This is a genomic window from Streptomyces sp. NPDC054794 (assembly GCF_053611585.1).
Map to the genome: position 1 here is coordinate 1 of NZ_JBSHAQ010000079.1, position 23,347 is coordinate 23,347.

General features: G+C 71.6%; 20 protein-coding genes. 9 read left to right on the forward strand and 11 right to left on the reverse strand.

Going from position 1 to position 23,347, the window contains the following annotated elements:
* Positions 1 to 236 precede the first annotated feature (236 nt).
* Complete coding sequence (locus ACWGKT_RS44615; protein WP_453278204.1) at positions 237 to 2,144, forward strand: MFS transporter; 1,908 nt, start codon at positions 237 to 239, stop codon at positions 2,142 to 2,144.
* A gap of 10 nt (positions 2,145 to 2,154) precedes the next feature.
* On the opposite strand, the gene ACWGKT_RS44620 is transcribed toward ACWGKT_RS44615, so the two are convergent.
* Positions 2,155 to 2,994 (reverse strand): hypothetical protein, encoded by an 840-nt coding sequence (locus ACWGKT_RS44620; RefSeq protein ID WP_453278205.1) that lies wholly within the window; start codon positions 2,992 to 2,994, stop codon positions 2,155 to 2,157.
* A 74-nt stretch (positions 2,995 to 3,068) separates the two neighbouring features.
* Between ACWGKT_RS44620 and ACWGKT_RS44625 the strand changes: the two genes are divergently transcribed.
* Complete coding sequence (locus ACWGKT_RS44625) at positions 3,069 to 3,857, forward strand: SDR family oxidoreductase (protein WP_453278206.1); 789 nt, start codon at positions 3,069 to 3,071, stop codon at positions 3,855 to 3,857.
* Between the two features lie 159 nt (positions 3,858 to 4,016).
* Positions 4,017 to 5,585: a sodium:solute symporter family protein gene (locus ACWGKT_RS44630; protein WP_453278207.1), complete on the forward strand. Its 1,569-nt coding sequence runs from the start codon at positions 4,017 to 4,019 to the stop codon at positions 5,583 to 5,585.
* 17 nt (positions 5,586 to 5,602) lie between these two features.
* Here ACWGKT_RS44630 and ACWGKT_RS44635 read toward each other — a convergent pair whose 3' ends face one another.
* Positions 5,603 to 6,721: an ADP-ribosylglycohydrolase family protein gene (locus tag ACWGKT_RS44635; RefSeq protein ID WP_453278208.1), complete on the reverse strand. Its 1,119-nt coding sequence runs from the start codon at positions 6,719 to 6,721 to the stop codon at positions 5,603 to 5,605.
* 95 nt (positions 6,722 to 6,816) lie between these two features.
* The gene (locus ACWGKT_RS44640; protein ID WP_453278209.1) at positions 6,817 to 7,554 is read right to left on the reverse strand and encodes a TetR/AcrR family transcriptional regulator; all 738 of its coding nucleotides are present in this window, start codon (positions 7,552 to 7,554) and stop codon (positions 6,817 to 6,819) included.
* 105 nt (positions 7,555 to 7,659) lie between these two features.
* On the opposite strand from ACWGKT_RS44640, the gene ACWGKT_RS44645 reads away from it, so the two are divergent.
* The gene (locus tag ACWGKT_RS44645) at positions 7,660 to 8,661 is read left to right on the forward strand and encodes an alpha/beta fold hydrolase (protein WP_453278210.1); all 1,002 of its coding nucleotides are present in this window, start codon (positions 7,660 to 7,662) and stop codon (positions 8,659 to 8,661) included.
* Between the two features lie 23 nt (positions 8,662 to 8,684).
* On the opposite strand, the gene ACWGKT_RS44650 is transcribed toward ACWGKT_RS44645, so the two are convergent.
* Both ACWGKT_RS44650 and ACWGKT_RS44655 read right to left on the reverse strand, forming a co-directional pair.
* Positions 8,685 to 9,053 (reverse strand): hypothetical protein, encoded by a 369-nt coding sequence (locus ACWGKT_RS44650; protein ID WP_453278211.1) that lies wholly within the window; start codon positions 9,051 to 9,053, stop codon positions 8,685 to 8,687.
* Positions 9,054 to 9,277: 224 nt separating this feature from the next.
* Complete coding sequence (locus tag ACWGKT_RS44655; RefSeq protein WP_453278212.1) at positions 9,278 to 9,685, reverse strand: ATP-binding protein; 408 nt, start codon at positions 9,683 to 9,685, stop codon at positions 9,278 to 9,280.
* 111 nt (positions 9,686 to 9,796) lie between these two features.
* Between ACWGKT_RS44655 and ACWGKT_RS44660 the strand changes: the two genes are divergently transcribed.
* Together ACWGKT_RS44660 and ACWGKT_RS44665 are read left to right on the forward strand one after the other, a co-directional pair.
* Positions 9,797 to 10,609, forward strand: a complete 813-nt coding sequence (locus ACWGKT_RS44660) for a helix-turn-helix domain-containing protein (protein ID WP_453278228.1) — start codon at positions 9,797 to 9,799, stop codon at positions 10,607 to 10,609.
* Positions 10,606 to 10,797, forward strand: coding sequence for a DUF397 domain-containing protein (locus ACWGKT_RS44665; RefSeq protein WP_453278213.1), 192 nt, complete (start codon positions 10,606 to 10,608; stop codon positions 10,795 to 10,797). Before ACWGKT_RS44660 ends, ACWGKT_RS44665 begins: the two co-directional genes overlap by 4 nt.
* On the opposite strand, the gene ACWGKT_RS44670 is transcribed toward ACWGKT_RS44665, so the two are convergent.
* Positions 10,781 to 13,177, reverse strand: coding sequence for a tetratricopeptide repeat protein (locus ACWGKT_RS44670; protein WP_453278214.1), 2,397 nt, complete (start codon positions 13,175 to 13,177; stop codon positions 10,781 to 10,783). The genes ACWGKT_RS44665 and ACWGKT_RS44670 overlap by 17 nt on opposite strands.
* Positions 13,178 to 13,267: 90 nt before the next feature.
* Here ACWGKT_RS44670 and ACWGKT_RS44675 point away from each other — a divergent pair, with 90 nt between their 5' ends.
* Entirely contained in the window at positions 13,268 to 13,771 is a 504-nt protein-coding gene (locus ACWGKT_RS44675; RefSeq protein ID WP_453278215.1) for a DUF2165 domain-containing protein, read from the forward strand.
* Here ACWGKT_RS44675 and ACWGKT_RS44680 read toward each other — a convergent pair.
* From ACWGKT_RS44680 to ACWGKT_RS44690, 3 genes are all read right to left on the reverse strand, one after another.
* Complete coding sequence (locus tag ACWGKT_RS44680) at positions 13,764 to 14,351, reverse strand: hypothetical protein (protein ID WP_453278216.1); 588 nt, start codon at positions 14,349 to 14,351, stop codon at positions 13,764 to 13,766. The two genes, ACWGKT_RS44675 and ACWGKT_RS44680, sit on opposite strands and share 8 nt — an antisense overlap.
* A gap of 118 nt (positions 14,352 to 14,469) precedes the next feature.
* Positions 14,470 to 17,055, reverse strand: a complete 2,586-nt coding sequence (locus ACWGKT_RS44685; RefSeq protein WP_453278217.1) for a bifunctional FO biosynthesis protein CofGH — start codon at positions 17,053 to 17,055, stop codon at positions 14,470 to 14,472.
* A gap of 69 nt (positions 17,056 to 17,124) precedes the next feature.
* Positions 17,125 to 17,994: an LLM class F420-dependent oxidoreductase gene (locus ACWGKT_RS44690; RefSeq protein ID WP_453278218.1), complete on the reverse strand. Its 870-nt coding sequence runs from the start codon at positions 17,992 to 17,994 to the stop codon at positions 17,125 to 17,127.
* A gap of 65 nt (positions 17,995 to 18,059) precedes the next feature.
* Between ACWGKT_RS44690 and ACWGKT_RS44695 the strand changes: the two genes are divergently transcribed.
* Positions 18,060 to 19,556: a CehA/McbA family metallohydrolase gene (locus ACWGKT_RS44695; RefSeq protein ID WP_453278229.1), complete on the forward strand. Its 1,497-nt coding sequence runs from the start codon at positions 18,060 to 18,062 to the stop codon at positions 19,554 to 19,556.
* A gap of 120 nt (positions 19,557 to 19,676) precedes the next feature.
* The gene (locus ACWGKT_RS44700) at positions 19,677 to 20,072 is read left to right on the forward strand and encodes a nitroreductase/quinone reductase family protein (RefSeq protein WP_235454035.1); all 396 of its coding nucleotides are present in this window, start codon (positions 19,677 to 19,679) and stop codon (positions 20,070 to 20,072) included.
* A gap of 3 nt (positions 20,073 to 20,075) precedes the next feature.
* Here the strand turns inward: ACWGKT_RS44700 and ACWGKT_RS44705 are convergent, their stop codons facing one another.
* Positions 20,076 to 21,536, reverse strand: coding sequence for an aldehyde dehydrogenase family protein (locus tag ACWGKT_RS44705; RefSeq protein WP_453278219.1), 1,461 nt, complete (start codon positions 21,534 to 21,536; stop codon positions 20,076 to 20,078).
* Positions 21,533 to 23,263, reverse strand: coding sequence for an N-acyl-D-amino-acid deacylase family protein (locus ACWGKT_RS44710; protein WP_453278220.1), 1,731 nt, complete (start codon positions 23,261 to 23,263; stop codon positions 21,533 to 21,535). Before ACWGKT_RS44710 ends, ACWGKT_RS44705 begins: the two co-directional genes overlap by 4 nt.
* Positions 23,264 to 23,347: the final 84 nt, after the last annotated feature.

A 23,347-nucleotide genomic window follows, 5' to 3' on the forward strand; every position in this document is an offset into this window, starting at 1 on the left:
CGGCTCACGAGATCGGCCTGCCGACCGGCCTCTTGGCCGGTCTTCCGAGCGGCCCCCCCCCCCCCCCCCCGCGCGGCCCCCCCCCCCGGGGGCCCCCGCGGCGGGGTGCGTGCTAGCGTCACGAAACGGGGCAGGTTGTCGGTCACGGGACACGGCCGCGAACTGGACGGGACCCGGCCGGGAACACTTGGGAAGCCGGCCGAGAACAGAAGACGGGACACGGGGAGTGCCTTCAGGTGGCCACAGCGGAGCCGACACGCGCCGACGACGCCGATCCGGGCCCGGGATCCGGCCCGCGAATAGGCCTGCCCGCGGCTGACCCGGACGGCCGCCCCGCCGCCCCGCCGACCGCCACACGGGCCAACACCGCCGAAGCGACTTCCGCCGAAGCAACCGGCACCCGCGCCCGGCTCCGCGCCGCCGTCGAGCCCCTCCGGCAGCGGATGCTGCTGCACCCGGCCCTGTCCATGACCCTGCTGTCCGGCGTGCTGCACATCATCTGGGTCTTCACACTCGCCAACAGTGGCGGCGACATCGCCGCGCAGGACGCCTGGGCCGAGTTCGTCGGCCGGCACCCCGACTCGGCGTACAACCTCGCCTGGTACGGCGGTATGCACCCGGTGTCGTACAGCGTGGTCTCGCCGTATCTGATGTCGGTCCTCGGCGTCCGTACGACCATGATGATCGCGGGGACCGTGTCGGCGGGCCTGCTGACGATGATCCTCATCCGCAGCCGGGTCGTGAAGAACCCGCTGTGGGCCGCGCTGGCCGGTGTCTTCGCGCTGATCTGCAACGCGCTCTCGGGCCGGGTGACCTTCGGGCTGGGCACGGTGTTCGCGCTGGGCGCGGTCGCGGCCGTGTTCTGCTGGCCGTACCGCTGGCGGCACAAACGCTGGGCGAAGGCCCTGGTCGCGGCCCCGCTCGCGGCGCTCGCCACCATGGGCTCGCCCGTCGCGGGGCTGTTCGTGGGCCTGGTCGCGGTGGCGCTGTTCCTGCAGAAGCGCCGGCCGGGCGCCTGGGCGCTGGGGCTCGCGCCGGCGGCGGTCGTCGCCGTGTCGGCGTGGCTGTTCCCGTTCTCCGGCACCCAGCCGATGACGATCTTCTCGGTCATCCTGCCGCTGCTGTACGGGCTGCTGTGTCTCTTCCTGGTCCCGAAGGAGTGGAAGACCGTCCGGCTGACCGCCGCGGTCTTCAGCCTCGGGGTGGTGCTGGTCTGGCTGGTGAACTCGCAGATCGGGTCGAACATCTCGCGGCTGCCGATGCTGTTCGCGGGGGTGGCGCTGATCGCCGCACTGCCGTTCGCGGTGCCGCGCTCGGGCAAGTGGTACCTGATCGTGCTGGCATTCCTCGGCTCCGCCTTCTGGATCGGCTTCAAGTCGGTCGACGACATCGTGCACACGACCCCGACCGCGTCCTGGGCGCGCGAGCTCGCCCCGCTCGTCAACGAGCTGCAGGAGGTCGGCGCCGCGAAGGGCCGCGTCGAGGTGGTCCCGGCCCGCTCCCACCGCGAGGCCTCCGCCCTCGCGCCGTACGTCAACCTGGCCCGGGGCTGGAACCGCCAGGCAGACATGGAACGCAACCCGCTCTTCTACGACGACACGCTCAACTCGGCGAACTACCACGAGTGGCTCCAGCGCTGGGCGGTCCACTTCGTCGTCCTGCCCAAGGACGACCCGGACGGCGACGGCGGCGAGCGCGAGCGGGCCCTGGTGCAGCGCGGGATGCCGTACCTGAAGCAGATCTGGGGCGACGCCAACTGGCAGCTGTTCAAGGTGACCGACCCGGCGCCGCTCGCCGAGCCGAACGCGATCGTCGACCGCGCCGAGCAGGGCGAGCTGACCATCGAGGTCCACCAGGCGGGCCGGATCCTCATCCGGATCCCGTACTCGCCGTGGCTGAGCATCGTCGACGGGCACGGCAAGAGCCTCAAGGCGCCCCAGGAGACCTGGGCCTCCAAGCACCGTTCCGAGGGCACGCCGAAGACGTACGACAACGTCAACGGCTGTCTGATGCAGACGGAGGAGGACTCCAAGGGCGACCGGTGGACCGTACTGCTGGCGCCGAAGGCGGGGACCTACCGGCTCGCGGCGCCGTATCAGCTGCCCCGGGGCACGCCGTGCCCGGACGAACTCAAGACTCCGTGAGCGCACGGGGTCAGCGGAGCCTGTCCACGTAGGTGTCGGTGCCCGGCACCGTCGGGACGAACGGAGCCACCAGCTCCACGCGGCCGAGCCCGGACTCGCTCACCTGCTCGTCGAGGCCCGTGAAGCAGCACTCCCAGCACTCCCGCGGGTCGGTCTCCAGGAACCACAGCAGGGTCAGGCGGGTGTCGACGCCCTCGACCTGCTTGACGTACGTCATCCGGTCGCCGGGCAGGGGTGTCGGCCGGAAGACGGTCACCAGGGCCGCCGGGGAGCCCGCCAGCCGCTTCGGGAGGTGGCGGGCGCGCAGCCACTCCAGCAGTTCGGCGCGCTGCCCGGCCGACTCGGCGTCGACGACCTCGACGACGAGCCCGGCGTAGGGGTGGTCGAGGGCGTGGAAGTCCCGGGGGCCGGCGGCGCCGTCCCGGTAGACCGTCGCCTCGTGGTCCTGGAAGGCCGTGAAGACGTGGGTGCGGTCCTGGTAGACGCGGGCGTCGCGGTTGAGGCGCTTGTTGATGCCGACGGTCCACCTCATGTGGTCGGCGTAGCGGCCGTCGGTGATCCAGTACGTGGAGATGTAGCAGCCGGCGGTGACCGGCTGGGCTATCGCGGACTTCTCGGGGTAGCGCAGGAGCTGCAGGTCGCGGGTGGCGACCCAGCGGCGGCCGGCGTACATCCAGGGCATGGCCATGGCGCCGGCGTAGTAGTGGTCGTCCTCGTACCAGCGGTTGTAGGCGTACTCGTGTCCCGGGTGGGGCTCGACCATGGTGATCAGGGCGTGGCCGAACGGGACTCGGTACGGGCCCACGGCGGCGAGCTCGGCGTACAGCTCGCTGCGGGTGTCGTCGCTCATGCGGTTCCCCTTTCCTGCGGTCGCCCATACTCTGACGCTCCGTCAGATAAAGCGCCAGGGTTCGGGAGGCTCCCATGTCGCTGCTCACGGGAAAGACCGTCGTCGTGTCCGGGGTCGGCGCCGGGCTGGGTCATCAGGTCGCCGCGGCCGTCGTGGGGGACGGCGGGAACGCGGTGCTCGGGGCGCGCACCGAGGCGAACCTGGCCAAGAGCGCGGCCGAGATCGATCCGGACGGGACGCGCACGGCGTACCGGGCGACCGACATCACCGACGAGGGACAGTGCGAGGCGCTGGCGGCGCTGGCCCGGGAGCGGTTCGGCGGGGTCGACGCCGTGGTGCACGTGGCCGCCTGGGACTCCTACTTCGGCGGGGTCGAGGACGCGGACTTCGCGACCTGGCAGTCGGTCATCGACGTGAACCTGCTGGGCACGCTGCGGATGACGCGAGCATGCCTGCCGGCGCTGAAGTCGGGCGGGGGCGGGTCGGTGGTGTTCATCGGCACGCAGTCGGCGGTCGCGGCGCCCTCGCAGGTCGCGCAGGCCGCGTACGCCGCCTCGAAGGGGGCGCTGACCAGCGCGATGTACTCACTGGCCCGGGAGCTCGGACCGCACCGGATCCGGGTCAACACGGTTCTGCCGGGCTGGATGTGGGGGCCGCCGGTGCAGGCGTACGTCCAGTTCACCGCGCACACGGAAAGCGTGCCGGAGGCCGAGGTGCTGAAGCGCCTGACGGACCGGATGGCGCTGCCGGAGCTGGCGACGGACGGGGACGTCGCCGATGCGGTGGCGTTCCTGGCCTCGGACCGGGCGAAGTCCATCACGGGGCAGTCGTTGCTGGTCAACGCCGGTGAGCTGATGCGCTGAGGCGGTTCCACCCTTCCGAGACCGTTCACAGCTCTGAACGAAGGTCACCACGACGAACATCTTTACTTGCTCTTGACCTTCCGCTTCCTTGCCGTGTGTCCACGTTCGAAACCAGAGTTCACATGCCTGACCCTGGCTGCGAACCCTGGAAGGGGACACATGAACGGTCTCGACTGGGCCGTGCTCATCGGCTACTTCGGAGTGATGGTCGCGATCGGCGTCTGGTCGCACAAGCGCGTGGACAACGTCTCCGACTTCTTCACGGCCGGCGGCAAGATGCCCTGGTGGCTGTCCGGCATCTCGCACCACATGTCGGGCTACAGCGCCGTGATGTTCACCGGGTACGCGGGCATCGCCTACACCTACGGCGTCACCTCCTTCATCACCTGGTCCTTCCCCATCGCGCTCGGCATCGCCATCGGCTCGAAGCTGTTCGCGCCCCGCATCAACCGGCTGCGCTCCCGGCTCCATGTGGCCTCCCCGCTGGAATACCTGAAGAACCGCTACAACCTGTCCACGCAACAGGCGCTGGCCTGGTCCGGCATGCTGCTGAAGATCGTGGACGTGGGCGCGAAGTGGGCCGCGATCGCGACGCTGCTGTCGGTGTTCACCGGCGCCTCCCTGAACCAGGGCATCCTCATCACCGGCGCGATCACGGCCGTGTACTGCACGATCGGCGGCCTGTGGGCGGACGCGCTGACCGAACTCGGCCAGTTCGCCATCCAGTTCGTGGCCGGCATCGCCATGTTCGTCGCGGTCGTGCTGAAGCTGAACGACAAGGGCATCGGCTTCTCCGACGCCTGGGACGAGCCGGCCCTGCACGGTCACGACAAGCCGCTGGTCGGGCCGTACGGCACGGTCTTCCTGCTCGCGTTCCTCCTCATCAAGCTCTTCGAGTACAACGGCGGCATGCTCAACCAGGCCCAGCGCTACATGGCGACGGGCAGCCCCCGGGAGGCGACCCGGTCGGCGCGGCTGTCGGCGGCGCTGTGGCTGATCTGGCCGGTGGTCCTGTTCTTCCCGATGTGGATGTCCCCGCTCCTGGTGCACGCCCAGAAGCCGGACGGCTCCGACTCCTACGGCCTGATGACCGAACAGCTGCTGCCGCACGGCCTGTTGGGCCTGGTCATCGTCGGCTTCTTCTCGCACACCATGGCCATGTGCTCCTCCGACGCCAACGCGATCGCCGCCGTCTTCACCCGGGACGTGGCGCCCGTGCTGTCGGCGCGGGCGCGGGCCTGGAACGAGCGGTCGGGCCTGATCGCGGCCCGGGTGACGACCGTCGTCTTCCTCGGCCTGTCCATGGCGGTGGCCACCCAGGTCAACTCGCCGACGTTCAAGGACATCATCACCGTCGTCATCAAGTGGGTCGCCGGTCTGATGGGCCCGATCGCCATCCCGATGATGCTCGGCCTGCTGCGCCCGTTCCGCCGCTCCGGGCCGACTGCCGCGCTCACCAGCTGGTCGATGGGGCTGCTGGCCTTCTGGCTGGTCAACTACCCGATCAACTGGAACGTGGACGGCGGCGTCCCGCTCCAGTACCAGGTGTCCATACCGCTGGCGGTGTCCCTGGTCCTGTACATCCTGATCGGCTACATCAAGCCGGAGGACACCCCGGAGCGCATGGCGATCATCGAGCGGGTCAACTCGGACGACGACGGCGCGGCGGCCACGGTACCGGCTCCGGCCACGGCGACCGGCGACCTCGACGCGGCCGTGAAGGACTAGCGCCCGTCCGGCGAGGCCTAGGCCCCCCTCGGATACTTCGCCAGCCACCCCGGCGACGAGCCCGCGGGACCGTGCAGTGCCGGTCCCTGGGTCATCTCCATCGCGAAGTCGTCGGCCAGTTCCAGGATCGTGGGGCGGCCCTCCAGTTCGGCCAGCCAGGCCGGCGGGAGGGCCGTCTCTCCGTGCAGGGCACCGAGCAGCCCGCCGGTGAGGGCGCCCGCGGCGCCGGAGGGGCCGGCCTGGTTGACCGCCAGACACAGTCCGTGCCGTACGTCCTCCCCCACCAGGGCGCAGTAGACGGCGGCGGCCAGCAGACCGTCCGCCGCTCCGTCGCCCGCCAGCTCCTCGACCCGCGCCGGGGTCGGCATCCCCTGCCGCACGGCGCCCAGCGCGTACTGGAGGGCGTCCGAGACGGGCTGGTGGCCGGGGCGCGCGGCGAGCAGGGCGAGCGCGCGCTGCACGGCGCCGTCCAGGCTCTCGCCGCGGGCCAGCGCGTGCACGATCACCGCGTACGCGCCCGCCGACAGATACGCCGCGGGGTGACCGTGGGTCTGCGCCGCGCACTCCACCGCCAGCTGCGCGACCAGCTGTGGCTCCCAGCCGACCAGCAGTCCGAAGGGGGCGGAGCGGGCGACCGCCTCCGGGCCCAGCTCGCCGGGGCTCTTCGGCGCCTCCAGCGTGCCCATGTGCTCGTCGCCGAAGCCGATCAGCAGCGCGCGCGAGGGATCACGGCGGGCGTAGAGCCACTCCTCGCGGGCCAGCCAGCCGTCGTCCTTGCGGCGCTCGTCCGGTCCCCAGTCCCGCTGGGTGGCCGCCCAGCGCAGGTACGCCCGGTGCAGATCGGTCGGCGGGTGCCAGGCGCCGGTGTCGCGGCGGACCTGGGCGCGTATCAGCCCGTCCACGGTGAAGAGGGTGAGCTGGGTGTGGTGGGTGACGGCGCCGCGCCTGCCGTACCCGAAGGTCAGGTCGACCAGGCCCTCCACGCCGTACTCGGCCCGGATCTCCTCGATGGTGAGCCCGTCGACCGGGGCACCGAGCGCGTCGCCGACGGCGCCCCCGAGCAGCGTGCCGCGCACCCTGCTGCGGAAGTCCTGCTGTTCGGCGCGGCCCCAGACGGCACCGGATGTCGCAGTCACCAAGACCTCCTCACGGCACCGTCCGTACGTACGACGCTCAGCACTGTAATCGACCGGGGACGATCGGTTCACGGGGGCAAATCGCCCCTGCCCCGTCATTCCCGTACAGCGATGAGCGCTTCGACTCCGTCCAGGATCCGGTCGAGGCCGAAGTCGAGGGGGTCGATTCCCGCCGGGCCGAAAGCACCCTCGGAGATGGCCCGGGTCAGGGCCGGGAACCGGTCCGCGTGACGTTCGAGCAGCTCACCGGTGAGGCGGCTCCACTCCCGGTCCTCGTCCGCGTCGAAGTCGACCAGCTGCTGGGCGAGGCTGCGCACCAGGCCGACGACGAGGACGAAGACCTGGTGCCGCTGGGCCGCCGGCAGGCCGGTAGGCTCCAGGGCCGCGTGCGCCGCGTCCAGCCAGCCCAGCTGGTGCGGACCCATGACCTGGCGGCGCATCGCGGTGGCGGCAAGCGCCCAGGGGTGGGCCCGGTAGAGGTCCAGGCACCGGCGCGCCCACTGCCGCGTCCCAGCTCGCCAGTCGCCCTCCGCGGCTGAGAGGTCGGGGACCTCGGCGAGCGTCGACTCGATCATCAGCTCGACCAGTTCGGCTTTGCCGGGCACATAGCGGTAGAGCGCCATCGCCGAGACGCCGAACTCGGCGGCGACCTTGCCCATCGAGACCGCGTCCAGTCCCTCCGCGTCGGCCAGCTCCACGGCGGCCGCGGCGATCCGCTGGGGAGACAGCTTCGGCTTCGGCCCCCGGGTGGGCTGCTCCTGCTCGCCCCACAGCAGCGCGAGGCTCGCCCGCGGATCGCGCGGCTTGTCCTGCTCCTTGTTCCGGGCGGCCATGCGGTTCCTCCCCTTGGTCGCAGCGAAGCCCGTTGACTCCGCCCACCAACTGTATATACCGTAAACACAACTGCTGACGAGATAAACAGTTTAGGGGGAACACTCATGCTGCTCACCTACCGCGCCCTCAAGCGCAGGTCCCTCGCGAAGAAGCTGCGCATCACCGCCCCGAACGGCATCGACGAGTTCGGCTACGTCCGGATCGGCGGCATCGACCAGTGGATCTCCATCCGCGGAGACGACCTCGCCAACCCGGTGATCCTGGAGGTCCACGGCGGCCCCGGCGCCTCCAACCTGATCTTCATTCCGCGCACGCGGGCCTGGGAACGGCACTTCACGATCGTGCGCTGGGACATGCGCGGGGCGGGCAAGACGTTCATCAACGGCGACCAGGGCGAGATGACCCTCGACCGCCTCTATCGCGACGCCCTGGAAGTGACGGCGTACGTCCGCGCCCGCCTCGGCGTCGACAAGCTCCTCCTCGTCGCCAACTCCTTCGGCACGATCACCGGCCTGCGCCTCGCCCGCAACCACCCCGAGCTGTACTCCGCCTATGTCGGCACCGACCAGAACATCAACGAGGGCGGCCGCGACGACTCGGCGCACCAGGCTCTGCTGGCCCGTCTGGAGAAGGCCGGCAAGCGCAAGGAGCTGGCCGCCGTCAGGGAGATGGGACCGGACCCGTCCGCCTGGACCGCCCACCAGTGGGCGAAGCACTCCAAGATCGTGGTCACCACCGATCCCCTGACCTTCGACACCATGAAGACCGTCGTCGTGCGCTCCCTGTGGTTCTCACCCCTGCACACCCTGCGCGGGCTGCGCTCCTACCTGAAGGGCATGAACTTTTCCGAGCAGCTCGGCCCGCAGGCCATGACCGTCGACGAGTACGCCGAGGGCACCGCCTTCCGGCTGCCCTTCTTCGTCTTCCAGGGCGACAGCGACGTCCTCACCCCGCCGGAGCCGGCCCGCCGCTTCGTCGCCGAAGTCACCGCCCCGGTCAAGGACTTCGCTCTGATCCGAGAAGCCGCCCACTTCGCGTCCTTCCGGCATCCGGACCAGTTCCTGAACCTGATGCTCACCAAGGTGCGGCCGGTGGTGACCGGGTAGTCGGTCAGCGGGTGAGTCCGGTGTCAGCCGTACCAAGTGACGTTGCAGGAGGTCGTCCGGGTCGTCACTCGCCCCGATTGAAGACGCTCCCTGGCGCGCGTGAGGTACCCGTGTTCCTCCAGCTCCCGCAGGGCGGCGGCGATGCGGATCTCGCCCTCGGGGAACTTGGCCGCCAGCGCCTTGATCCCGATGGGCGTTCCGGCGGGCAGCGACTGGATGTGGATCGCCAGGCCGATCGCCGTCAGCGACAGCTCCGGGTGCTGCGCCAAGTGGTTCCCGACCACGGTGAAGTTGTCGTGATGCGGCTCGTTGACGTGGATGACACCGGAGTGGGAATGCTCGGCATTGCCGGACTTCGCGCGCTTGGGCGCGTTACGCTTCTTGTCAGTCATCGGGAAGCTGCTCTTCCTAGGTGATCAGGCCCTCGCACCGGGATGCCAGTCCCAGCGGGGGCCGATGCATGTGCGGCCTTGTCACGGCTGACGCTGCACCACAACTGCCCCGCCGCGCCAGTTGCGTTGGGCATATTCACTCCGGCGGGTGATCGACGGGGACGGTAGGGGTGGGTTCGGTTCTTTCCCCGGTTCTTTGGTCTTTGACGTCGGGAACCACCGGATCACGCCGCGCCGCGACCCGGTACGAGTTCGGCCCACACCGTCTTGCCGTGCGCGGGTGTCTCGTCCACGCCCCAGCGGTCCGCGTACGCCGCCACGATCCGTAACCCCCGCCCGCTTTCCGCGTCCTGCGCCGCCGGATCCTGGATTCGCGGGATCCGGTCACCCCGGGCATCGGTCACCTCGATACGGAGGGTGCCGTCGTCGTGCAGCTTCAGCCCGAGCCGGAAGTCCCTTCCGCTGACGCGTCCATGGAGCACGGCGTTGGACGCCAACTCCGCCACCACCTGAGCGGCCTCCTCGAACGGCACTCCCCACTCGTCCAGTTGGCGCTCCGTGAGCAGGCGGGCGAGCCGAGCACCCCTTCGAGTGGCCGACAGCTGGATCCGGAGGCGGGTTTTCTCGTTCATGTAACCCAGAGTGGCCATCCGTCCCTACCCTGAACAGCGATGACGCCGGTACGTAGCGTCACTGTCCGGGTCGTCCGCGTGATCGTACGGCTCGTACGTCGGGAGGGAAGCGTGGAGGACGAGGAGGCCGAGGCCGTACTCAAGACGGTCGGACGGCAGGTGAAGGTGTGGCGGGAGGCCGCCGGCCTGCGGCAGGCGGAACTCGGAGCGGCCATCGGCTACGGCGAGGAGATGGTCTCGTCGGTGGAGCGCGGGCGGAGGATTCCCCGGCCCGACTTCCTGGACAAGGCCGATGAGGCGCTCGGGGCGGGCGGGAAACTCGCCGCGATGAAGGAGGACGTGGAGAAGGCTCGGTATCCGAAGAAGGTTCGGGATCTGACAAAGTTGGAGGACGATGCCGTCGAACTGGGCGCCTACGCCAGCCACAACATGCACGGCCTGCTGCAAACTCCCCAATACGCTCGGGCCTTGTACGCGATGCGGCGGCCCGCGTACCCGGAGGACGAGATCGAGCGGCACGTCGCGGCACGCATGGCACGGCAGCGCGTCTTCGATCGCGTGCCCGCGCCGCTCCTCACCTTCGTCCAGGAAGAGGTGACGCTGCGAAGGCCCGTCGGGGGCAGAATGATTCTGCGGCAACAGCTCGAGCACCTGTTGGAGATCAGCACGTTGAGGCACGTCGAGATCCAAATCATGCCGACGGACCGGGAGGACCACGCGGGCATGGGCGGGCCGATCCGGCTACTGAAGCTCCGGGACGGGAAGACCTTGGGGCACTCGGAGGCGCAGTTGCACAGTCGTGTAATCAGCGATCCGCGAGAGGTACAGATCCTGGAAATGCGCTATGGAATGATCCGGGCGCAGGCTCTCGCGCCTCGGGAGTCACAGGCCTTCATCGAGAAAGTGCTGGGAGAAGAGACATGACCCCCGCGACCCTGGACTGGTTCAAGAGCAGCTACAGCAGCAACGACGGCCCCGATTGCGTCGAGGTCGCCATAGCCCCCGCCGCCCCCACCATCCACGTCCGCGACTCCAAGGACAGGCACGGCGCCCGGCTCACGTTCACGGACGCCTCGTGGACCGAGTTCGTGGCCTTCACCGCGGAGCGTTGAGCCTGGCCACGGTCGTGGCGCGCTGGCTCAGTGCCCAGGGGTACGACGGATTGAGCTCCAGGGCCCGGTCCAGGTCGGCCAGCGCTTCCTCATGGCGGCCGAGGTTGGACAGGGCGGCGCCCCTGCTCGCGTAGGCCGACGCGTACTCGGGGTCGATGGCGAGCGCGCGATCGTAGTCGGCGAGGGCCTCCTCGTTCCGGCCGGCCACCCGCAGGGCGTCACCGCGTTCGCAGTGGCCCCAGCCCCAGTCGGGCCACAGGACGAGGGCGCGGTCGAGGTCGGCCAACTGCCGGTCGTGGTCGCCGAGGCCGCGCCAGACCCGGGCCCGGCGGCCGAGCGCCCAGGCGTAGTCCGGTTTGAGTTCGAGCGCGCGGTCGAGGTCCGCCAGGGCCGCGCCGAGATCGCCAGCGCGCTCGTGGGCGGCGCCGCGCGAGGCCCGGGCGAACTCGCTGGCGGGGTCACGGCGGATACCTTCGGTCAGGTCCCGGAGCGCCTCGTCGTGGTGGCGCAGGAGGCGGTGGTACTCACCGCGCAGGATGACGTTGTTCGGGTTGTCCGGCTCCAGCGCGACCACCCGGTCGAGACCGGCGACCGCGGCCTCGTAGTCACCCAGCCCGCCCCGGGTCGCGGCCTTCGCGCGATGGGCCCGCACCAGGTCCGGGTCGAGGGCGAGGGCACGGTCGTACTCCTCCAGCGCCCGCTCGTGGTCGCCGTCCCGCGCGAAGGTGTCACCCCGCAGTGCCATCGCTTCCGCGCGCCACGGCTCGTCGCCCCGCGCGCGATCCAGCAGCAGCCGGAGCGCCTCGGCCGGCCCGCTCCCCGCGAGCATGTCCGCCAGCCCGCTCCCCCAGGTCCGCACGGCCTCCGCGTCCGTGTCCTCACCCGCCTCGACCAGGACCCGCGCCCAGCGCAGCGCCACCTCGTCGCCCTGCCCGCAGGCGTGGACGACATCGGCCAGGATCGCGGGCAGTGCGGCCCGGGGCGCCGCGCACAAGGAGTGGTACGACTCCGCGAGCCGCAACTCCCGCCACTCGGTGTCCGCCCACCGGCGCAGGAGGCCCAGCCCGACCTCGGCCTCTTCCCGCCAGCGCCCGAACACCTCCGCGAGCCGTCCGTGCCGCTCGGCCCACCCCCGCGGCGACCGTGTCCGCTGCAGCCGCAGCATCGGCGCCCGTACGACATCGTGGTACCGCAGCCGCTCGCCGCGCCCGTCGACGAACGGCAGCCCTCTCAACCACCCGTACAGCGAGTCGAGCTCGGTCTCCTCACAGTCCACCACCGCCCGGAACACGTCCCCGTCCAGCCGCCGGGGCAGCGCGCAGGCCAGGGCGACCCTGCGCCGTACCGGATCCGGCTCCCACTTCAGGAACCGCTCCACGGCGTCCGCGCTCGGATCGCCCACGTCGTCCGGACCGGCGGGCCGGGCCTGGGCGAGGGTGGAGACGAGCACCGGCAGTCCGCCCGTCAGCCGCAGCACCTCGGCGACCACCGGCTCGTCCCGCACCCCCCGGTCCGCCAGCAGTCCCCGCGCCTCCGCCTCCGTGAACGCGCCGAGCGGCACGTCGGTCATGAAGTCCGCGAAGCCGCCCCAGCGGGCGGTGTCGAAGGGGCGCTGGCCGGAGGTCACCACGACGACGTTGGCGGGCAGGACCCCGTACCGGTCGGTGGTCATCACCTCGTGCAGCCAGCCGTCGAGGAACGGCCCGCTGCGTTCGTAGGTGTCGAAGAACAGGACCAGCCACGGGACCGCCGACGCGACGGCGGTCAACTCGCCCAGCAGCACGGGCGTCAGCACCCGCTCCGGGGACAGCACCAGCTGTACGTCCTCCTGATTGCGAAAGCGCGCGCTGAGCCCGGCGCGCAGCCGGTCCGCGCCCTGGGCGATGCGGTCCGCGTCCAGCGCCGGCGCGAAGGCGCCGGCCACCGGGACGAGGCCGAGGCCCACGAGGCCGGCCCGGGCCAGCGCCAGGCTGCCCGCCGACGGCTCGTCCGGTTCCGGTACGGCGGCGGCGGCCGCCTCCGCCTCGTGCCGGCGCTCGCGGTGCGCGGCCAGCATCCGGTCCAGTTCCTTCAACCGGTGACCCTGCGCCGCGAGTTGGCGGCCGATCACGGTCATCGTCTCCGGCACGCTGCCGGCGCCCTCGTCGACATACACGGTCAGCGCGCCGAGTTCCCTGGCTATCTGCTCCAACTCCCGGACCAGAAAGGTCTTTCCGACGCCCGCGTTGCCGTGCACATGAAAGAGGAACCGATGCCGCTCGTCCTCGGGCGGGATGCCGAAGTTCGCCCGGAACGCGGCCCGTTCGGCCCCGCGCCCCACGAAACCGGCCCTCCTGCGCCTGCCGATCAGTTCCTGCATCGACGGCCGCGCCTGCGCCATCCGTCCGTCCCCTCCTCCGGAGCCAACGCCCCGTCATTCTGGCTCAATCCGAGCGGCACGCGGCGGGTCGGGCTTGGAAAGATCACTTCTATGGCCACTCCCACCTCACGCGCCCTTCGCCTCTCCGCGGCCCTGCTCACCGCCACCGTCGCCCTGTACATATCCCTCGTCGCCCTGGGGAACATCACGGACTTCGGGACCAATCAGCAATTCGTTCAGCATGTTCTCGCCATGGACACCACGTTCAAGGACGACGATCTGATGTGGCGGGCGATCACGAGCAAGGGGCTTCAGGACGCCGCGTACGTCGGCATCATCGTGTGGGAGACGGTCGCGGCGCTCGTGCTGATCGCCGGGACCTGGTTCTGGGCGCGGCGCGAGCAGGACCGAGCCCGGCAGCTCTCCACCTACGGGCTGCTGATGATCATGCTTCTCTTCGGCGCCGGGTTCATCGCGATCGGCGGGGAGTGGTTCTCGATGTGGCAGTCGAAGACCTGGAACGGGCTGGACGCGGCGACCCGCGTCCTCGTGCTCGCCGGGATCGGCCTGATCGTGGTGCAGCTGCCCGAGAAGTCCGAGAAGTCGGCTAATTGACGACCGTGACCTTGGTGTTCGGCTCCGTGCCGAAGGTCCACAGCGCCGTGCCGTCCTCCTTGTGCATGCGGATGCCGGCGGTCTGCTTGCCGTCCGCGGGGGGCGGCGGGGACGAGCCGTCGACCGCGTTGGAGAAGGCGACCGACAGGCCCGACTTCGCGGCGAAGTACAGGATGTGCTCGATCTGGACGCCGTCGGAGCCGGTGGTGGACGCCAGGGTCTTGGAGATCGTGAAGGTGCCGGGGTCGGGGCTCACCGATCCCGGCCACACGGTGAAGGAGCGGGTGGCCTTGTCGCTCGCGTCGACCAGCCACACCCGCTTCTGCCCGAGCGAGTAGACGACACGGCGGCCCGTGCCCGAGGCGTCCGGCACCGCGGGGGCGGCGGGCGTCTTCGGCTTCGTCTTGGGCTTCGCGTGGGCGGATCCGTGCGCGCCCGCGGACGCGGAGGCGCTCGGCCGGACGGCCGCGGCCGTCGGGTGCGGCCCCTTGTCGGCCTGGAGGGCGAGCGCGACGACGGCCACGGTCGCCCCCGCCGTCAGGCCGGTGACCCAAACCCACGAGGGCAGTCGGGCAGGCACGGGCACGCATCTCCTCAGCTATGGGTCCCCATCGCACGGGTGTCGGATCATCGTACCGGCCCCCTTCGACGCCCCCTCTGCCCCAGGCCCTCCGTCCCGACCCCTCTGCCCCCGCCCCTCAGTCCAGGACCGGCAGCAGCTCCGGCAGGTGGCCGTCCGAGGCCGCCGCCGCCCGCTGCCGCTCCTCCGAGACCTCGCCGTACAGCGTGGTGCGGGGCCGGGCCGGGCGGCCCGCCGCCTCGGCGACCGCGATCAGGTCCTTGACCGACTTGTACGAGCCGTAGGACGAGCCCGCCATGCGGGAGATCGTCTCCTCCATGAGCGTGCCGCCCAGGTCGTTCGCGCCGGAGCGGAGCATCTCCGCCGCACCCTCCGTGCCCAGCTTCACCCAGCTTGTCTGGATATTGGGGATGTACGGGTGCAGGAGCAGCCGGGCCATCGCCGTCACCGCCCGGTTGTCCCGGGTCGTCGGGCCCGGGCGCGCGATGCCCGCCAGGTAGACGGGGGCGTTCGTGTGGATGAAGGGAAGCGTCACGAACTCGGTGAAGCCGCCGGTGCGCTGCTGGATGCCGGCGAGGGTGCGCAGATGCCCGAGCCAGTGGCGGGGCTGGTCCACGTGGCCGTACATCATCGTCGAGGACGAGCGGATGCCCAGCTCGTGCGCCGTCGTGATCACCTCGATCCAGGTGGCCGTCGGCAGCTTGCCCTTGGTCAGCACCCAGCGGACCTCGTCGTCGAGGATCTCCGCCGCCGTGCCGGGGATGGAGTCGAGGCCCGCCTCCTTGGCCGCCGTCAGCCACTCGCGGACGGACATGCCGGTGCGGGTCGCGCCGTTGACCACCTCCATCGGCGAGAAGGCGTGCACATGCATGCCGGGGACCCGCTCCTTGACCGCCCGGGCGATGTCGAAGTAGGCCGTGCCCGGCAGGTCCGGGTGGATGCCGCCCTGCATGCACACCTCGACCGCGCCCACCTCCCAGGCCTGCTCGGCCCGGTCCGCGACCTGCTCCAGGGAGAGGGTGTACGCGTCGGCGTCCGTGCGCCGCTGCGCGAACGCGCAGAAGCGGCAGCCGGTGTAGCAGACGTTGGTGAAGTTGATGTTGCGGGTGACGATGTACGTCACGTAGTCGCCGACGGCCGCCCGGCGCACGTCGTCCGCGATCCGCGTCAGCGCGTCCAGCGCCGGGCCGTCCGCGTGGAACAGGGCCAGCGCCTCGTCGTCGTTAAGCTTCGTCGGGTCGTCCGCCGCGGTCGCCAGGGCCGCGCGGACGTCCGTGTCGATCCGCTGCGGCGCGAGGCCGGGGGCGGCCGCCTCCCGCAGGGCGCCCCAGTCGCCGTACACCTCGTCGAAGTCGTCGCGCCGGTCGGCGGTGCGGCCCTCGGTGTCGATGGTGCGGTGCAGGTCGGTGCGGCCCGCGGCGACGAACACCTCCTCCGGCTCCTGCCAGGGGTGACCCTCGACGACCGCGTCCGGCCGGGCCAGACCGGTCTCCGGGTCGGCGAGCGCGGCGACGTGCGGGCGCAGCCGCGGGTCCAGCCAGGGCTCGCCGCGGGTGACGAACTCCGGGTACACGCACAGGCGTTCGCGCAGTTCGAAGCCGGCCGCGCGGGAGCGTGCGGTGAGTTCCTCGATCTGCGGCCAGGGGCGCTCGGGGTTGACGTGGTCGATCGTGAGCGGGGAGACGCCGCCCCAGTCGTCGATGCCGGCGCCGATGAGCCGCTCGTACTCGGCGTCGACGAGGTTCGGCGGGGCCTGCAGACAGGCGGCCGGTCCCATGATGTGCCGGGCCACCGCCACCGTGGCGACCAGCTCGTCGAGCTCGGCGTCCGGCATGCCGCGCATCGCCGTGTCCGGCTTGGCGCGGAAGTTCTGGATGATCAGCTCCTGGATGCCGTGGTAGGCCCGCGACACCTTGCGCAGCGCGAACAGCGACTCGGCGCGCTCCTCGTACGTCTCGCCGATGCCGATCAGGAGCCCCGAGGTGAAGGGGACGGAGGAGCGGCCCGCGTCCTCCAGCACGCGCAGGCGGACGGCGGGTTCCTTGTCCGGGGAGCCGTGGTGCGGGCCGCCGGGCTCCGACCACAGGCGGGTCGCCGTCGTCTCCAGCATCATGCCCATGGACGGGGCCACGGGCTTGAGCCGCTGGAAGTCCGTCCAGGACATGACGCCCGGGTTGAGATGGGGCAGGAGTCCCGTCTCCTCCAGGATCCGTACGGAGATGGCGCGGACGTAGGCGATGGTGTCGTCGTAGCCGTGCGCGTCGAGCCATTCGCGGGCCTCGGGCCAGCGGTCCTCGGGCTTGTCGCCGAGGGTGATGAGGGCTTCCTTGCAGCCGAGGGCCGCGCCCTTGCGGGCGATGTCGAGGACCTCGTCCGGGGACATGAACATCCCGTGCCCGGCACGGCGCAGCTTGCCGGGGACGGTGACGAAGGTGCAGTAGTGGCACTTGTCCCGGCACAGCCGGGTGAGGGGGATGAAGACGCTCTTCGAGTACGTGATGACACCGGGTCGGCCGGCCGCCTCCAGGCCCGCGTCCCGCACCCGGGCGGCCGACGCGGTGAGGTCATCGAGGGCCTCGCCGCGCGCCTGGAGCAGCACCGCCGCCTCGGACACGTCGAGGGCGACGCCGTCCCGGGCGCGTTTGAGGGCGCGACGCATGGAGTTCTCGGTCGGGCCGGTTCCGGAGGTCGCGGAAGTCGTCATTCTTTGAGCATACGTTCGGGCTGATCAGGACAAAGAGATGCCGCCGCATTCGCCCGCGGCCGCCGTTCGTTACACGATGTCACTGGATCCGCCGGGCAGATGAGGGGCGTACCGGTCGAGCACGCGCAGCACCTCGGCCTCGCCGGCGGGCGGCAGTTGCACCACGACCTCCTCGATGCCGAGCTCCGTGTAGTGGGCGAGCTTGCCGGGCGAGGGCTGGACGGCGTACGGCACCACCTGGAGGGCGGCCGCGTCGCGCCCCGCGTCCGCCCACACGGAGCGCAGCACGGGCAGCGACTCGGACAGCCCATGCCCGCCGATCGGCAGCCACCCGTCGGCGTACTCCGCGATGTGCGCGAACAGCTTGGGCCCGGCGGCCCCGCCGACCAGGGTGCGGGGGCCGACGACCGGTCCCCTGGGCTTCTGTGCGGGCTTGGGATACGCGTGGCTGGCCCGCACGCTCCCGAACTCCCCCTCGTAGGCGGCGGGTTCGTCCGCCCACAGGGCCCGCATGAGGGCCATGCGGTCGCGGACGAGTTCGCGCCGGGTGCGCCAGTCCACGCCGTGGTCGGCGGCCTCCTCGACGTTCCAGCCGAAGCCGAGGCCGAGGGTGAACCGTCCGCCGGAGAGGTGGTCCAGGGTCGCGATCTGCTTGGCGAGGGCGATCGGGTCGTGCTGGGCGACGAGCGTGATGCCGGTGCCGAGGCCCAGCCGCTCGGTGACCGCCGCCGCCTGTCCCAGCGCGACGAAGGGGTCGAGGGTACGGCCATACTCGCGCGGCAGCTCGCCGCCGGCCGGGTACGGAGTCGTCCGCTCGACCGGGATGTGGGTGTGCTCGGGCAGATACAGCCCGGCGAATCCGCGTTCCTCCAGCTCACGCGCGAGCCGGACGGGGGCGATGGTCTCGTCGGAGAGGAAGATCGTGACGGCGATACGCATGACCCAGGTGTACCCGCGTCGGCCACAACTGTCCATACCGACCAGTCGGCACAAATCGCCGCCCCCTGTCGGCCCCCGCCCCGCGCGCCTACGTTGGAGGCGTGAGCTTCGCGGCGGAGCACGGACAGGGCCCGCGGGACGGGCCGCGGCAGGAGACCCGGACGGTGCGCGGCACCCTGCCGCCCGGCGCCCCCGACTTCGTGTACGTCCCCGTCGAAATCCCCTCCGGCGTACGGGAGATCAGGATCTCGTACGCCTACGACAGGCCGTCCGTCCCGGCCGGCACCCCGGGCAACGCGCTCGACATCGGCATCTTCGACCAGCACGGCACCGAACTCGGCGGCCGCGGCTTCCGGGGCTGGTCGGGCGGCGCCCGCACGCAGTTCTTCCTGCGCGCCGACGAGGCGACCCCGGGCTACCTCCCCGGCCCGCCGCAAGAAGGCACCTGGCACATCGCCCTCGGCCCCTACACGGTGGCGCCGCGGGGCGTCTCGTACGAGCTGACGATCACCCTGACGTACGGGGAGCCGGGCGAGACCCCCGCCCCGGTGTACCCGCCCGACCGGGCGCGGGGCCGGGGCCGCGCCTGGTACCGGGGCGACTGCCACCTGCACTCCTGGCACTCCGACGGCCGCCGCACCCCGGACGCGATCGCGGCGCTGGCGCGGGCGGCGGGCCTGGACTTCCTCAACACCTCGGAGCACAACACGCACGCCTCGCACGCGCACTGGGCCGCCGCCGCGGGCGAGGACCTGCTGATCCTGCTGGGCGAGGAGGTCACGACCAGGAACGGCCACGTGCTGGCCCTCGGCACCGACCCCGGCACCTTCGTCGACTGGCGCTACCGGGCACGCGAGAACCGCTTCGGCCGCTTCGCCCGGCAGATCCACCGGGCCGGCGGACTGGTCGTCCCCGCGCACCCGTACGCCACCTGTGTCGGCTGCGGCTGGCGGTTCGGCTTCGCGGAGGCGGACGCGGTGGAGGTGTGGAACGGGCCGTTCACCCCCGACGACGAGGTGGCGCTGGCCGCGTGGGACGCGCGGCTGGTGGCCGCCGTGCGCGCGGCGGCCCGGGCGCCCTGGCTCCCGGCGATGGGCAACAGCGACGCCCACCGAGACCCGGACGTCGTCGGCCTCCCCCAGACGGTCGTCCTCGCCGACGACCTGACCAAAGAGGCGATCCTCGACGGCATCCGGGCCGGCCGCTCGTACGTGGCCGAGTCGAGGAAGGTGGAGCTGGCGTTCACGGCGAGAGCGGACGACGGCCGAACGGCGGACATCGGCGGCCGCCTGGAGACGGACCCGGACACACCGGTGACGGTCCGACTGGAGGTCTCCGGCGCCCCGCGCTGCGCGGTCCGCCTCGTGACGGATCAGGGCACCCTCCTGACCGGGGACCCGCTGCCGGTGACCGGCACGGGAGTGGTCGAGTGGCGTACGACACCGGCGTACGCGGCGTACGTACGCGCGGAACTGCGCCACGAGACGGCGGCGGGGCCGGGCCCGGGGGTGCCGGCGGCCCTCACGAACCCGATCTTCCTGGGGCGGCGGACCGACCACTGACCGGCGGCACGGAGCCGGCACACCGGGCCGCCGCGCCGCCGGGACGGCGCCGGGCCGAAGGACGGTCACGGGCGTACCGTCCCCTCGACGGAACCCATCGACGCGGGAGGCCACGAGTCCATGTCCCGATACGCCGACCTGAAGCACCGGGCGGTCACCGCCTTCCAGCGCCGTGTCGGCAACCCCGTGCTGCGCCGGATCCCGCTGCAGACGGTGCTGGAGACCACCGGCCGCCGGTCCGGCCTGCCCCGGCAGACCCCGGTGGGCGGCCGGCGGATCGGCGACTCCTTCTGGCTGGTCTCCGAGTTCGGGCACCGGTCCCAGTACGTCCGCAACATCGAGGCCGACCCCGCCGTCCGCGTCCGCATCCGGGGCCGCTGGCACAGCGGCACGGCGCATCTCCTGCCCGACGACGACGCCGTGGCCCGCCTGCGCCACCTGCCCCGAATGAACAGCACGGCGGTACGGGCACTCGGCACCGACCTGCTGACGGTGCGGGTGGATCTGACGGGATGACCCTCACCCCGGCCACACGATCGCCTGCACCTCGCCGTACGCGTGCAGGGCGTAGGACCCGACGTCCCGGCCCACCCCGCTCTTCTTGAACCCCCCGAACGGCGCCTCCATGTTGCGGCCGACGGTGTTGATGCCGACCCCTCCCGCCCGCAGTCGCCGGGCCACCCGGAAGGCCTTCGCCACGTCCGACGACCACACGTAGTCGATGAGGCCGTAGTCGGAGTCGTTGGCCAGGGCGACGGCCTCTTCCTCCTCGTCGAAGGGGATCACCGAGACGACCGGGCCGAAGATCTCCTCCCGCGCCACGCGCATGTCGTTCGTGCAGTCGGCCAGCAGGGTGGGCGCCGCGTAGAAACCCCGGTCGAGGGACGGGCGTTCGCCGCCCGCCACCACCGTCGCGCCCTCCTTGCGAGCCAGTTCGACGTACGCCTCCACCCGGTCCCGGTGCGCGGCCGAGATCACCGGGCCCACCACCGTCTCCGGCTCCCTCGGGTCCCCCACCTTCAACCGGTCCACGTACCGGGCCAGTTGACCGACCAGCTGCTCGTACACGCCCCGCTGCGCCAGCACCCGCGTCGGCGCCGTGCAGATCTGCCCGCTGTAGAAGGAGAACGTCGTCCCGATCCCGGCCACCGCCGAGGCGAGGTCCGCGTCGTCGAAGACGACCGCCGCGCCCTTGCCGCCGAGCTCCATCAGCTGCCGCTTCATGCCCCGCCCGCACACCTCGGCGATGCGCTGCCCGACCGCCGTGGAGCCGGTGAAGCTCACCATGTCGACGTCCGGGGAATCCACGGCCGCCTCGCCCACCCCGACCGCCCGGCCGGAGACCACGTTCACCACGCCCGGCGGCACGCCCGCCGCCTCCAGCGCCTCCGCCATCCGGTACACCGACAGCGGGTCCTGCGGGGCCGGCTTGACCACCACCGTGTTGCCCATCGCCAGCGCCGGGGCGACCTTTCCCGCCGGGTTCGCCCAGGGGTTGTTGTAGGAGGTGATGCAGGTGACCACGCCGACCGGCTGGCGTATCGCCAGGGCGCCCATCACCCCCGCCCGGCCCATCGGGCCCGCCTCGTTGATCTGCGGCGCGATCGGCCACTCTGCCGGCTCGACCCGCGCGTAGCGGCGGAAGCGGGCCGCCGCCACCCCCACCTGCATGCCGCGCGCCGTCCCCGTGGTGGCGCCGGTCTCCGCCCGGGCCAGGTCCGCGTACGGCACCAGGTGGCCGCGGATGATGTCGGCGGCCCGGCCGAGGACGGCCGCCCGCTCCTCCGGAGTCCTGCGGGACCACGGGCCGAAGGCCTCGCGGGCCGCGGCGCAGGCCGCGCGCACCTGGTCCCGCGAGGCCTCCGGCGCCCAGCCGACGGTCTCCTCGGTCGCCGGGTCCACCACCTCGTAGTGACCGACGTCGGGCTCCGTCCACGTCCCGCCGATGAACAGCCGCTGCCCGTCGGACGAGGGGCTCACCTGGTGCTCACCGTCCTCGTGTCCCGGCCGGAGCGCAGCACCCTGCCGGGTACGGCCCCGCTCACCACGTCGTCCCGGATCGCCTCGACCCCGTTGACCCACACGGCCCGTATGCCGATCGGCCGGGAGTCCAGCCGCGGGCTGTCACCCGGCAGGTCGTGCACCAGGGTGGCCTGGCCCGCGTCGATCCGTTCCGGGTCGAACAGCACCAGGTCCGCATGCCAGCCCTCCCGGATCCGGCCGCGCTCGCGCAGCCCGAACAGCCGCGCGGGGTCGTCCGTCAGCATCTTCACCGCCTGTTCGAGGCCGACCAGTTTCCGGCCGCGCAGGCAGTCCCCGATGAAGCGGGTGGTGTACGGCGCTCCGCACATGCGGTCCAGGTGCGCGCCCGCGTCCGACCCGCCGAGCAGGACGTCCTCGTGCTGCCAGGTGTCCGCCCGCAGCGTCCAGGACGCCGGGTCGTTGTCGGTCGGCATGGGCCACAGCACCGTACGCAGCTCGTCGGCCGCGCAGATCTCCACGAGGCACTCGAACGGGTCCTGCCCCCGTTCGCCCGCGATGTCCCTGACCACCCGGCCGCGCAGCCCGGCGTTCGCCTCGCTGTAGGTGTCACCGATGACGTACCGGCCGAAGTTGGCCAGCCGCCGGAAGACGCCCGCCTCCTTCGACTCGGCGCGCCGGAGCATCTCGGCCCGCACCTCGGGGTCACGGAGCTTCGCGATCCGCTCGGGGACCGGGAGGCCGAGGATCGGCCCCCACCCGGGGATGAGGTTCAGGGCGCAGAACGTGCCCAGGGACATGTTCATCGGCGTGAGGATCGGCATGGTGAGGGCGACGATCCGGCCGCCGGCCTTGCGGGCCCGCTCGCTCGCCGTCAGCTGCCGGGGCACCCGCTCCGGGACGGCCGCGTCGACCGTCAGGACGTTCCAGTTCAGGGGGCGTCCGGCGGCCGCGCTCATCTCGACGAACAGGTCGATCTCCGCGTCGCTGAACTGGTCCAGGCAGCCCGCGACGATCGCCTCGATCTGGGTGCCCTCGTGCTCCCCGACGGCCTTCGACAGGGCCAGCAGCTCGTCGGGGAGCGCGTGCCGCGAGGCCACCGGCTGCCCGTCGCCGTCCGAGTGGGTGGTGGACTGGGTCGTGGAGAAACCCCACGCGCCCGCGTCCATCGCCTCGTGGAAGATCCGCAGCATCTCGGCGAGTTGCTCCCGCGTCGGCTGTCCGCCCACCGCGTCCGGGCCCATCACGTACCGCCGCAGCGCACAGTGCCCCACCATGAAGCCCGCGTTGACGGCGATCCGGCCCTCAAGCGCGTCCAGGTACTCCCCGAACGTGTTCCAGGACCAGGGCGCCCCGTCCTCCAGGGCGACCAGGGACATGCCCTCCACCTTGGACATCATGCGGCGGGTGTAGTCGGCGTCCTCGGGCCGGTCCGGGTTCAGGGGCGCGAGGGTGAACCCGCAGTTCCCGGCCGCGACCGTGGTGACGCCGTGGTTCAGCGACGGAGTGGCGTACGGGTCCCAGAACAACTGGGCGTCGTAGTGGGTGTGCGGGTCGACGAACCCGGGCGCCAGCACGAGCCCGGCGGCGTCCTCGCTGGTACGGGACTCCTCGGTGACCGCACCGACGACGGCTATCCGCCCGTCCCGTATACCGACGTCGGCGACGAACGCGGGCGCACCCGTCCCGTCGACGACGGTCGCGCCCTTGATGACGTGATCAAGCATGAGAGTTCCTTTTCCGGCTCCGGGACTGAAAAGGGGCGCGGGGAACTGCGCGACCAGCCACAACGCACCCGCACCCCGCAACGG

What these genes read in the sequence shown, in the direction of transcription:
- ACWGKT_RS44620 (WP_453278205.1), bottom strand. Translation starts at nt 2,994, where the DNA reads ATGAGCGACGACACCCGCAGCGAGCTGTACGCCGAGCTCGCCGCCGTG.
- ACWGKT_RS44625 (WP_453278206.1), top strand. Translation starts at nt 3,069, where the DNA reads ATGTCGCTGCTCACGGGAAAGACCGTCGTCGTGTCCGGGGTCGGCGCC.
- ACWGKT_RS44630 (WP_453278207.1), top strand. Translation starts at nt 4,017, where the DNA reads ATGAACGGTCTCGACTGGGCCGTGCTCATCGGCTACTTCGGAGTGATG.
- ACWGKT_RS44640 (WP_453278209.1), bottom strand. Translation starts at nt 7,554, where the DNA reads ATGGCCGCCCGGAACAAGGAGCAGGACAAGCCGCGCGATCCGCGGGCG.
- ACWGKT_RS44645 (WP_453278210.1), top strand. Translation starts at nt 7,660, where the DNA reads ATGCTGCTCACCTACCGCGCCCTCAAGCGCAGGTCCCTCGCGAAGAAG.
- ACWGKT_RS44650 (WP_453278211.1), bottom strand. Translation starts at nt 9,053, where the DNA reads ATGACTGACAAGAAGCGTAACGCGCCCAAGCGCGCGAAGTCCGGCAAT.
- ACWGKT_RS44655 (WP_453278212.1), bottom strand. Translation starts at nt 9,685, where the DNA reads ATGAACGAGAAAACCCGCCTCCGGATCCAGCTGTCGGCCACTCGAAGG.
- ACWGKT_RS44665 (WP_453278213.1), top strand. Translation starts at nt 10,606, where the DNA reads ATGACCCCCGCGACCCTGGACTGGTTCAAGAGCAGCTACAGCAGCAAC.
- ACWGKT_RS44670 (WP_453278214.1), bottom strand. Translation starts at nt 13,177, where the DNA reads ATGGCGCAGGCGCGGCCGTCGATGCAGGAACTGATCGGCAGGCGCAGG.
- ACWGKT_RS44675 (WP_453278215.1), top strand. Translation starts at nt 13,268, where the DNA reads ATGGCCACTCCCACCTCACGCGCCCTTCGCCTCTCCGCGGCCCTGCTC.
- ACWGKT_RS44685 (WP_453278217.1), bottom strand. Translation starts at nt 17,055, where the DNA reads ATGACGACTTCCGCGACCTCCGGAACCGGCCCGACCGAGAACTCCATG.
- ACWGKT_RS44690 (WP_453278218.1), bottom strand. Translation starts at nt 17,994, where the DNA reads ATGCGTATCGCCGTCACGATCTTCCTCTCCGACGAGACCATCGCCCCC.
- ACWGKT_RS44700 (WP_235454035.1), top strand. Translation starts at nt 19,677, where the DNA reads ATGTCCCGATACGCCGACCTGAAGCACCGGGCGGTCACCGCCTTCCAG.
- ACWGKT_RS44710 (WP_453278220.1), bottom strand. Translation starts at nt 23,263, where the DNA reads ATGCTTGATCACGTCATCAAGGGCGCGACCGTCGTCGACGGGACGGGT.